Source organism: Serratia fonticola, assembly GCF_001006005.1.
In the GTDB taxonomy this organism is placed as follows: Bacteria; Pseudomonadota; Gammaproteobacteria; order Enterobacterales; family Enterobacteriaceae; genus Chania; species Chania fonticola.
In genome coordinates, this window is record NZ_CP011254.1 from 1418071 (window position 1) to 1429791 (window position 11721).

Annotated in this window: 7 protein-coding genes; 5 read left to right on the forward strand and 2 right to left on the reverse strand. The window is 56.0% G+C overall.

What is annotated here, in order from left to right:
- Positions 1 to 66 precede the first annotated feature (66 nt).
- Together malQ and malP are read right to left on the reverse strand one after the other, a co-directional pair.
- Positions 67 to 2148, reverse strand: coding sequence for a 4-alpha-glucanotransferase (gene malQ / locus WN53_RS06325; RefSeq protein ID WP_046808029.1), 2082 nt, complete (start codon positions 2146 to 2148; stop codon positions 67 to 69).
- A gap of 9 nt (positions 2149 to 2157) precedes the next feature.
- The gene (malP, locus tag WN53_RS06330; protein ID WP_024482763.1) at positions 2158 to 4563 is read right to left on the reverse strand and encodes a maltodextrin phosphorylase; all 2406 of its coding nucleotides are present in this window, start codon (positions 4561 to 4563) and stop codon (positions 2158 to 2160) included.
- Between the two features lie 592 nt (positions 4564 to 5155).
- Between malP and malT the strand changes: the two genes are divergently transcribed.
- From malT to WN53_RS06355, 5 genes are all read left to right on the forward strand, one after another.
- Positions 5156 to 7870, forward strand: coding sequence for an HTH-type transcriptional regulator MalT (gene malT, locus WN53_RS06335; RefSeq protein ID WP_024482764.1), 2715 nt, complete (start codon positions 5156 to 5158; stop codon positions 7868 to 7870).
- A gap of 413 nt (positions 7871 to 8283) precedes the next feature.
- Positions 8284 to 9246, forward strand: a complete 963-nt coding sequence (locus WN53_RS06340) for an autotransporter family protein (RefSeq protein ID WP_024482765.1) — start codon at positions 8284 to 8286, stop codon at positions 9244 to 9246.
- A gap of 114 nt (positions 9247 to 9360) precedes the next feature.
- A complete protein-coding gene (gene glpE / locus WN53_RS06345; RefSeq protein ID WP_021807441.1) occupies positions 9361 to 9687 on the forward strand; it encodes a thiosulfate sulfurtransferase GlpE in 327 nt (108 codons plus the stop codon).
- 158 nt (positions 9688 to 9845) lie between these two features.
- Positions 9846 to 10682 (forward strand): rhomboid family intramembrane serine protease GlpG, encoded by an 837-nt coding sequence (gene glpG / locus WN53_RS06350; RefSeq protein ID WP_024482766.1) that lies wholly within the window; start codon positions 9846 to 9848, stop codon positions 10680 to 10682.
- A gap of 33 nt (positions 10683 to 10715) precedes the next feature.
- On the forward strand, positions 10716 to 11474 hold the full coding sequence (locus tag WN53_RS06355; RefSeq protein WP_021181740.1) for a DeoR/GlpR family transcriptional regulator: 759 nt from the start codon (positions 10716 to 10718) through the stop codon (positions 11472 to 11474).
- The last annotated feature ends 247 nt before the right edge of the window (positions 11475 to 11721 follow it).

The window sequence follows — 11721 nt, forward strand, 5'->3', positions numbered from 1 at the left end:
CAGGGCGCAATTCCGTTTTGCGCCCTGCCTATCTCCATCGGGGTCGGTAAACCGCCCCCGATGCATTTAGCCTACAGAAACCTTTCTGCGTCGCTTATCCAAATCCTTCAATAAACGGTTGACCTCAGCATCGTCAAACATCGCTTCCAAGGTCTGGCTCAGCTTGCGCCGCCAGTTCGGGTACTGATCGCTAGTGCCGGGAATATTGACCGGTTCCGCCATATCCAGCCAGTCTTCCGGTTGTAGGCCCAGTAACGCGCTGGCGCTGTCTGCCACATAGCGTTGCAAACCCCGGTTCAGCAACGGGCTCATGTTCAACAACGAGGCTTTCTTGCCGACCTTTTGCGGTACGCAGCCGTAGCGATGCAGCCCGTCCAGTAACCCCTGCTTGGCCCGCTCACGATCGGCAAACAGCTCTTTGAGCACTTCCGCATCCGGGTATAACCCAAGTTGCTTGCCGAGCGTCAGATCGCCGCTTTGCCAATAGCCACGCAGCGTAGGCAGATCGTGGGTGGTAATGGTCGCCATTGCCTGCACCGGATAAGACTGCGGCGCACGGAACTGCTTCTCCGCATCGTGCTCGAAATACAGTACCTTGTAGGAATAGACGCCGCTATCACGCAGTTTGCCGACGATCTCCACCGGCACGGTCCCTAAATCTTCCCCAATCACCATGCAACGATGGCGCTGACTCTCCAAGGCCAACAGCGCCAGCAGATCGTCAACCGGGTATTTCACATAGGCGCCGTGATCGGCCGTTTCACCATAAGGGATCCACCATAAACGCAGCATCGCCATCACGTGATCGATACGCAAGGCACCACAGCTGGTCATATTGGCCCGCAGCAAATCGATAAACGGTTGATACCCCCGCGCCACCATCACATGAGGATCCATCGGCGGCAGGCCCCAGTTTTGCCCCAGCGGCCCGAGAATATCCGGCGGAGCACCCACCGAGGCTTGCATGCAATACAGCTCGCGTTCACACCAGGTTTCCGCCCCGCCCTCTGCCACCCCGACCGCCAGATCGCGGTACAGGCCAATCGGCATCTGGCACTGCTGGCTTTGGCCGAAGCACTCGGCAAACTGGCTGGCCGCCAGCCATTGCAGCCACAGGTAGAAGGTAACCTCATCCTCATGCTGCTTACAGAAGGTTTCCACTGCCGGGCTATTGCCCTGCTGATACTCCTCCGGCCAGGCTGGCCATCCCCACATAGTGCTGTCTTTGGCACTGAGATGGGCATGTAACGCGTCGAACGTTGCCTGCTGATACAGGCTGCTGCCCCCTTCGCCGACGAAGCGTTCAAATTCCTGCTTCAACGCATCCTGCGGCTTGCGGGCCTGGAAATGCGGGAAAGCCAGCTTCAACGCCGCCAGCTTCAACTGCGTTACCGTGCTGTAGTCCACCAGCTCACTACTACGCGCTTTGGCCAACAGCTTCTGCGTCGCGGCCTTCTGCCACCATTTTTGCGCGGCCTGGCTGAGCTGGAAATCCTCCACCACGTTGACGTCGATATACACCACGTTCAACCAGCGGCGCGAAGACGGGCTATAAGGGCTGGCGCTTTCCGGGCTGGCCGGATACAGCGCGTGGATCGGGTTGAGTCCGATAAAGGCGCCGCCGCGTTCCCCCACCTCACCGACCATCGCCCGCAGATCGCCAAAGTCGCCAATCCCCCAGTTACGCTCGGAACGCAGCGTGTAGAGCTGTACGCAGGCTCCCCACAGCTTCTTGCCGGTCAACAAGGCATCCGGCTCGTAGCAACGCTTGGGGGCAACAATCAGCCGGCAGGCCCATTGCTGCTCCCCCTGTGACAAAGTGAGCTGGTGATAACCCAGCGGTAACTTGCCCGGCAGGGTCAGGGTTTTATGCGCACTGGCACGGCCTTCTTGCTGGCTACCATCCTCGCGCAACAATACCCACTGAAACTCGCCTTCTCCCCCCAGCGGCAGCACCACCGGGTTGCCTTGATAAAAGACTTTAACCTGCGGCAAGGGAGCCGTTGACGGCTGCAACGACGCGGGGTTCATCGCCGCCAACAGCTTGCGTTTGGTTTCTGGCGAAATTGCCTGCCGTTGGCCGTGGGCATTGATGTAATCGGCAGCAATCCCAGCCTGGGCTGCTACCTGATCGATACCTTTACTCATTCGCACTCCTTAACGCTTGGCTTGCCAAATGCGTTGCTGATAGTCACGGATCGAACGATCAGAGCTGAACATGCCTACGCGCGCGGTGTTAAGGATAGTTCGGCGCGTCCATTCGTCGCGGTCACGATACAGTTTGTCTACCTGCCGTTGAGCTTCGCAGTAGGAAGCAAAGTCCGCCAGAACCAGATACGGATCGCCACCTTCCAACAGGCTGTGCAGCATCATATCGAATGCGTGCTTGTCACCGTGACTGAATGCGCCGCTGGCCAGTTCGTCCAGGATTGCCTTCAGGTGCTTGTCTTTCTTGCGATAGCTCAGCGGATCATAACCCTTGGCCAACAGCGCTTTGACCTGCTCCACGGTGTTGCCGAAAATAAAGATGTTGTCCTCGCCGACCTGCTCGGCGATCTCGACGTTGGCTCCGTCCAGCGTGCCAACGGTCAGTGCGCCGTTCAGCGCCAGCTTCATATTCCCGGTGCCCGACGCTTCTTTACCGGCGGTGGAGATCTGCTCGGAAATGTCCGCCGCCGGGATCATCAATTCAGCGACGGAAACGCGGTAATCAGGGATGAAGGCCACTTTCAGACGATCTTTGACGATCGGATCGTTATTGATCTTCTCTGCGGCCTGATTGATCGCATATATGATGTTCTTCGCCAGGTAGTAGCCCGGCGCGGCTTTGGCACCAAACAGGAATACGCGTGGCACGATGTCCAGGTTCGGGTTATCCCGCAGTTGGCGATACAGCGAAAGAATGTGCAGCAGGTTCAGGTGCTGGCGCTTGTACTCGTGCAGGCGTTTGATCTGCACATCGAAGATTGCGTCTGGATTGAGCGTCAGCCCCATTACGCTATGCACGTAGTTGGCCAGGATCACCTTGTTATCACGCTTGATCTGCTGATACTTCTCGCGGAAAGCGGCGTCTTCGGCGTATTTTTCCAGCCCCTTCAGCGCATCAAGATCGTTGGCCCACTCCACTTTCAGGGTGGTATCGATCAGGCCCGACAATGCCGGGTTACACTGCTTGAGCCAGCGGCGCGGCGTAATGCCGTTGGTAACGTTGTGGAATTTGTTCGGCCACAGCTGGTGATACTCCGGGAACAGATCTTTTACTACCAGATCCGAGTGCAACTGGGCCACACCGTTCACCGCAAAGCCGCTGACCACGCACAGGTTTGCCATGCGCACCTGCTTGTTGTGGTGCACCGCCAGCTTGGCCCACACCGCCTCATCGCCCGGCCAGTGTTGGTCTACTAACCGCTTAAAGTTGGCGTTGATCTGCTTGATGATAGAGAAGTGGCGCGGCAGCAGGCTGCGGACCAGTTTCTCATCCCAGCACTCCAGGGCTTCCGGCATCAGGGTGTGGTTGGTATAGGCAAAGGTCTTGCTGGTGATCGCCCAGGCCGCATCCCAATCCAGCTGGTGCTCATCAAGCAGAATACGCAGCAGCTCTGGAATGGCAATGGTTGGGTGGGTGTCGTTGAGTTGGATCACTTCGTACTTCGGCAACTCTTCAATCTTGCGCCCGGCCAGATGGTGTTTACGCAGAATATCGGCCACCGAGCAGGCACACTGGAAATACTGCTGCATCAGGCGCAGGCGTTTGCCAGCCTGATGGTTGTCATTCGGATAGAGCACCTTGGTCAGCTTGGCGGCTTCTACGCCCTGCTTTTCCGCCTGCAGGAATTTGCCGTCGTTGAAATCCCCCAGGTCGAATGGATGAGTATGCGTTGCCTGCCACAGGCGCAGCGGCTGGGTGACCCCGTTACGGAAGCCCAGCACCGGCAGATCCCAAGCTTCCCCACGCAGGGTAAACTCCGGGTGCCACAGCTCGCGGCCATCGGCCAGTTTCTCGATCTTGCCACCAATCCCGACATCCACCGCCAACGCCGCATTATGGCGGAACCACGGGTAGCTCTCGCGCTGCCAGTTATCCGGTGCCTCTTGCTGATGGCCCTCTTTGAACGACTGACGGAACAGTCCGTATTGATAGTTCAGCCCATAGCCGGTAGCCGGTTGCTCCACCGTAGCCATCGAGTCCAGGAAGCAAGCGGCTAAACGCCCCAGACCACCGTTACCCAACGCCGGATCGGTTTCCTGCTCCAACAGATCGGCCAGCTTGACGTCCTGCTCTGCCAACGCCGCCTCAACGGTGTCATACCAGCCAAGGTTGATCAGGTTGTTGGCCGTCAGGCGGCCAATCAGGAATTCCATCGAGATGTAGTTTACATGGCGCAACGACTTGCTGCTTTTACGCGGCGCAGGCTGCGCGGCCAGCTGTTCGGCGAGAGCGGCACTTACGGCCTCCCACCATTGATGCTGAGTCATCTGCTGTGCGGAGCTGAGGCCAAAACGCTGCCACTGACGAGTCAGTGCAGCCAGAAAAACGTCCTTTTTGAGCATAGGCTGTGACATAGGTAAAACTCTCTATCCGGTGTACCCGTCGTCTTTCAAGCGGCAACTTGAGTTCCATTGGGTAGTAAATGGGCCAATTTTTTCACTATCGTGCCGGGGAGAACCCGCAATGGCATCATCCCGCCTGGGGGTTAGCTGGGGAGGAGGATTGGGGCGTAGCTGAAACTGTGATCTCAGGCACTTTTTAAGCCCCCTTGCGTGCGGTAAGAAAGCCCATCGATATTACCGGTGAGCATAAAATCGACGGCAAACCTCAGGACGTTAGCACAGTTATGATAGCTGATGAAGTTTTGTACTTGTCCACTCACAGCCGAAAAACAGGGTAATTTCTGAGGGTAATCAGGCGCGATGTAAAGCGCAGTTAGAGCGGAACCGGGGGCAAACATAAAAAAGTGTGATCAATAGCAATTTAACTTCAAGCCAAAGCGCAAGCTTGTTGCATTACCGTTGACGATGTTCGAAGTTAAAGAGGGGGATTAATTACGAGCTACAAAATAATTAACTCAACCCGGTCCCGAGACAGGAACACGGTGAAATAAATCCTTCGGGCAGTCCTTCGGCGGCGGGAACCGCACTTTACACCTGGAATATTATGCTGATCCCATCAAAACTGAGCCGTCCGGTACGGCTGCAAAATACCGTGGTACGCGATCGTCTGCTGGCGAAGCTGGCCGGTGCGGCGAACTATCGCCTGACATTGGTCAATTGCCCGGCAGGCTACGGTAAGACCACGCTGGTGGCACAATGGGCTGCGGGCAAATCGGATCTGGGGTGGTACTCCCTGGACGAGAGCGACAACCAGCCGGAGCGCTTCGCCAGCTATCTGATCGCCGCGCTGCAACAGGCCACCACTGGCCACTGCGTGAAAAGCGAGGCATTAAGCCAGAAGCACCAATACGCCAACCTTTCGGCGCTGTTTGCCCAGCTGTTTATCGAGCTGTCTGACTGGCACCAGCCGCTGTACCTGGTGATCGACGATTACCACCTGATCACCAATGACCAGATCCATGAAGCGATGCGTTTCTTCCTGCGCCACCAGCCAGAAAACCTGACGCTGCTGATCCTTTCCCGCACCCTGCCTTCCCTGGGGATTGCCAATCTTCGCGTACGCGATCAGCTGTTAGAGCTGAGCACGCGCCAGTTGGCTTTTAATCATCAGGAGGCGAAACAGTTCTTTGACTGCCGCCTTACCTCCCCGCTGGAGCACAATGACAGCAGCCGTCTGTGTGACGAAGTGGAGGGCTGGGCAACCGCCTTGCAGCTAATCGCGCTCTCCGCCCGTCAATCCACCTCTTCCGCTCAGCAATCTGCCAAACGTCTGGCCGGGCTGAACGCCAGCCACCTGTCCGATTATCTGGTGGATGAGGTGCTGGATCGCGTCGATGCCGATGCCCGCGCGTTCCTGTTGCGCTGCTCGGTACTGCGTTCGATGAATGACGCGTTGATCGTTCGCCTGACCGGAGAAGACAACGGCCAGCAGCGCCTGGAAGAGCTTGAGCGCCAGGGCCTGTTTATTCACCGCATGGACGACACCGGCGAATGGTTCTGTTTCCATCCGCTGTTTGCCTCATTCCTGCGCCAGCGTTGCCAGTGGGAATTGGCGCTGGAACTGCCAGGCCTGCACCATGCGGCGGCGGAAGGTTGGCTGGCGCTCGGGTACCCGGCGGAAGCCATTCACCATGCGTTGGCAGCCAGCGATGTCAGCATGTTACGCGATATCCTGTTGCAACATGCCTGGTCGTTGTTCCATCACAGCGAACTGGCCTTGCTGGAAGAGTGTCTGAATGCCCTGCCGTACGAACGGCTGATCCAGAACCCGAAACTGGCCCTGCTGCAAGCCTGGCTGGCACAAAGCCAGCATCGTTACAGCGAAGTGAATACCCAGCTGGAACGCGCCGAACAGGCCATGCTCCAGCAAAAGATCGTCATTGACCAGACTCTGCATGCTGAATTTGACGCGCTGCGTGCTCAGGTGGCAATCAACGCCGGTAAACCGGAAGAGGCCGAACGGCTGGCCACCGAGGCGCTGAAATTCCTGCCGCTATCCAGCTATTACAGCCGCATCGTGGCCACCTCGGTCACCGGTGAGGTTCACCACTGCAAGGGGGAACTGGCACGCGCGTTGCCCATGATGCAGCAAACCGAACAGATGGCCCGCCGCCATCAGGCTTATCACTATGCGCTGTGGGCGCTGTTGCAGCAGAGCGAAATTCTGATCGCGCAAGGGTTCCTGCAAGCCGCCTATGAAACGCAGGATAAGGCCTTCGAACTGGTGCGTGAACAGCATCTGGAGCAGTTACCGATGCACGAGTTCCTGCTGCGTATCCGCTCACAGGTGCTCTGGTCGTGGTCACGATTGGATGAAGCCGAAGAAGCGGCACGTGAAGGGCTGAAGGTGTTGGCTAACTACCAGCCGCAGCAGCAGTTGCAATGCCTGGCGATGTTGGCGAAATGCTCGCTGGCGCGTGGCGATCTGGATAATGCCAATGCTCACCTGCTGCGCAGCGAAGTCCTGCTACATGGCTCACAATATCACCGAGACTGGCTGACCAATGCCGATAAACCAAGGGTGATCCACTGGCAGATGACCGGGGACACTACCGCTGCGGCCAATTGGCTGCGCCATACTGAAAAACCGGGGATGGCCAACAACCACTTTACGCAGGGGCAATGGCGTAATATCGCCCGCGTGCAGATCCTGCTCGGCCAGTACGAAGAAGCCGAAGTGGTGTTGGACGAGCTGAACGAAAATGCTCGCCGCCTGCGGTTGGTGAGCGATCTCAACCGTAATCTGCTGCTCAGTAACCACCTCTACTGGCAGATGGACCGCAAAGTGGATGCCCAGCGCGCGCTGATAGAATCGCTCTCGCTGGCTAATCGCACCGGGTTTATCAGCCACTTTGTGATCGAGGGAGAGGCTATGGCGCAGCAGCTGCGTCAACTGATCCAGCTCAACACGCTGCCGGAGATGGAACAGCATCGCGCCCAGCGCATTCTGCGCGATATTAACCAGCATCACCGGCACAAGTTCGCCCATTTTGACGAGAACTTCGTCGATAAGCTGCTAACTCACCCGCAAGTGCCGGAGCTGATCCGCACCAGCCCGCTGACACAGCGTGAATGGCAGGTATTGGGCCTGATTTACTCCGGTTACAGCAACGATCAGATCGCCGGGGAACTGGCCGTGGCGGCCACCACCATCAAAACCCATATCCGTAATCTGTACCAGAAACTGGGGGTCGCACATCGGCAGGAAGCGGTGCAGCAGGCGCAGCAGTTGCTGAAAATGATGGGTTATGGCGCATAGTTTTAAAAGCAGATCAGTAGGTTAAGCCCGGTGTAGCGCCCCTCACCCTAACCCTCTCCCACAGGGAGAGGGGACCGAACGTGCCACATTTGACAACTGCGTTCGACCCTAAATCCGTAAGGGGTGACTGTACACAGCTGGTTTCATCTTTACTCCACTGCCTTGCTCTCTATTTTTGTCATCCTGGGTGATTTCCCAAGATGAGCATTAATCCTCCTTTTATTAAGTAACCTATAGTTTAGAGAATATATAGAGCCTGATACATCCACCAAATAAATAGGTCGAGTGATTTCACTGGCGGTTAATCTAAAGCCCGCCGGTTTTCTCATGACATTATCGTTTCATCTGGGTACTATTGCGGCAAATTTCCATAGGGAGTTGGGATTGTGGCAATAAACAGGAAAACACTTATTGTGGCAGGGATTTATCTTGCCACCTCTCCGGCCATTGCGAGCACGGAAACCCTCATAGATTATAGTTCTCGGCCCGACGCCGGGGTTTATCTGGGGAATCAGGTTGCCGCATCAACGTTATTTTCTCATACCCTGCACCAAAGAAAGACCGCGCCAGGGGACAGTCAATTCTGGATGCGAGTTTCGGGTTATCACAGCAAGGATCTGAGCGCGGGCGATAACGGCTTACCCGTCGATATGGATCGTCAGGTCTTTATGCTTGGCGGCGATTTGCTGGCCTTGGATAACAACAAAGAAGAGTGGACGGCAGGCCTGATGACTGGCTACGGCCACGCCAAGAGCAGCGCTAACAACGCCACCCTCTCATCCGAAGGTAAAGTCGACGGCTATTCTATCGGCGCTTACAGCACCTGGTATCAGGATAAGAAAAAGCATTCTGGGGCGTATGTGGATACCTGGCTGCAATATGCCTGGTTTAACAACAGCGTGACCTATGCCCAAGGCAAGCAGAATTATGACAGCACCGACTTTAGCGCCTCGCTGGAAACCGGCTATGCCTTGCAGCCTTTTTCGGCACTCGAGTTGATTATCGAACCACAGCTGCAGATTATTTATAACCGCTTTGATGCCGATAATTATCAGGATCCGGCAGGCGTCTATATTCATCAGGCCGATGCGCCAAACTTTACTTCACGCGTCGGCATTCGCTGGTACAGCGATCAAGACGATTATACTACCGCCTATCTCGCCACCAACTGGTGGCATAATAGTGGCAAGAACACGGTCAATTTTAATGATACGCGGGTAGAATCCAATTCGCTGGATGATCTGTTTGAGGTCAAGTTAGGCCTGCATTCGCCTAGTACTTACAACATGCAGCTGTGGTTTGAAGGCGGGATCACCATGGGAGCCAACAGCTACCAGGATTACGGCGGCACCTTGGGTGTGAGCTATCGCTGGTAATAATGCTACGGCTGCAAGACGGCGGGGGTAAAGACCCTGCCGTTGCTCTGGTCTAATACCTGCAGAAATTGGATACAATAAAGACATTATCCCATTACCCGGTATTTTGCAGTTATGGAACAGTTTGAAACGATCGACGTTGTGCAGGCACACCAACGCCTGAAAGACGGTAGCGCCGCACTGGTTGATATCCGCGATCCACAAAGCTTTGAAGCTGGGCATACGCCAGGCGCTTTTCATCTGACCAACGCCACCCTGTCCGCCTTTATGCAGCAGAACGAGTTCGATCGCCCAGTGATGGTCATGTGCTATCACGGCAACAGCAGCCGCAGCGCCGCGCAGTATCTGCTGCATCAGGGGTTTGACGCGGTTTACAGTATTGATGGCGGCTTTGAGGCCTGGGCCCGCCAGTTCCCACAGGACGTTGAGACTTCCGCTTGATCCCCATTAGGCCGCCTTTCTGGGCGGCCAATTGCTGAATTCTGCACTGTTTTTGTCAGATCCCTTCCCTGCGCTCAGGATTTCAACGGTATAATCAGCCGCCAATGCCATCGGCGGTTTTGCCCGTGGCCAAAGTCATCTACTTAGACGGAAAATCTATGGTTCGAGTGATCGCCGTTTCCAACCCTCGCCTGGCGCAGGCCTTTGTCGATTACATGGCAACGCAGGGGGTTGTACTTGAAGTCCGCGCCACGGGCGATGCAGCCGAAATCTGGCTGGCGGATGAGGCCCATCTGGAGCAGGTGCAACACGAACTGCAACAGTTCCTGCTCGATCCGTTCAACCGCCGCTATCAGGCCGCCAGTTGGCAGACAGGCAGCACCGATGCCGGTCTACAGTATCAACAGTTTTCTTACCTGCAAATCATCCGCAGCAAGGCCGGGCCACTGACGCTGACGGTGATGAGCCTGTGTATTCTGGTCTATATCCTGATGCAGGTGCTGGGCGATGATACCATCATGTTCTGGCTCTCCTGGCCGCAAAACAGCTCGCAATATGGCCAGCTGTGGCGCTGGGTCAGCCATGCGTTTCTGCACTTCTCGCTGCTGCACATTACCTTTAACCTGATGTGGTGGTGGTATCTTGGTGGTCCGCTGGAAAAACTCCTCGGCACCGGCAAGCTGTTTGTGATCGCCGTAGTGTCAGCCTTTTTCAGCGGCTGGGCGCAGTCATTGTTCAGCGGTGCGCTGTTCGGCGGGCTTTCCGGGGTAGTTTACGCGCTGATGGGCTACGTCTGGCTGAGCGGAGAACGCGCACCGGAACGCGGTTTGAACCTGCCACGGGGCTTAATGGTCTTTTCCGCGCTCTGGCTGGTGGCCGGTTATTTCGATATTTTAGGAATGTCGATCGCTAATGCGGCACACGTTGCCGGTTTAGTGATAGGGTTATTAATGGCATTCTGGGATACGCGGCATCGCGCGCACAACGAACAATAACAACCAGGCACATCGGTGTATTAGGGGAATATCGTGAAGCAAACACAGCGTCATGACGCAATTATCGAATTAGTGCGCCTACAGGGATATGTCAGTACGGAAGAGCTGGTGGAGCACTTTGCCGTCAGCCCGCAGACCATTCGCCGTGATTTGAATGACCTGGCCGATCAGAACAAAATACAGCGTCATCACGGTGGCGCTGCGTTACCTTCCAGCTCGGTAAACACTGCTTATCACGATCGCAAGGTGATGTGGTCGGAAGAGAAAGCCCGCATCGCCCAGCGCGTAGCCAGCCAGATACCGGACGGTGCCACGCTGTTTATCGATATTGGTACCACGCCGGAAGCGGTAGCCCACGCTTTGATGGGCCATAAAAATCTGCGGGTCGTGACCAACAACCTGAACGTGGCCACCCTGCTCACCGCCAAGGAGGATTTCCGCCTGATCCTGGCCGGTGGCGAAGTCCGTACCCGCGATGGCGGCATTATGGGCGAAGCCACGCTGGACTTTATCTCCCAGTTCCGCCTTGATTTCGGCATTCTCGGCATCAGCGGTATCGATATGGATGGCTCGTTGCTCGAATTCGACTATCACGAAGTGCGAACCAAACGCGCGATTATCGAAAACTCCCGCTGCGTGATGTTGGTTACCGATCATTCCAAATTTGGCCGTAACGCGATGGTGAACCTGGGGAACATGAACCTGATCGACTATCTGTTTACCGATCAGGCTCCGCCACCCAGCGTGATGAAGATTATCGAACAGTACGACGTACAGCTGGAACTCTGCTGATCGCCCCGCCCCCTCTCCAAATGGAGAGGGGGCCGATCGAGAGAGTTTGAAAACTCGGTGACGCACCTTGGATGAAGGAGCGATCGAGTTTGTGTGACTTTACGTAATATCTTGCCTTTCTTGTTCTTACTCCCTACTTGCCAAAGCAGCATGGACTAGCCATATGCTCCGTACAGCTCCCTCTCCCTGTGGGAGAGGGTTGGGGTGAGGGGTCCTCTTTCCTATAGTAAGTGCTTCCAATACCCCT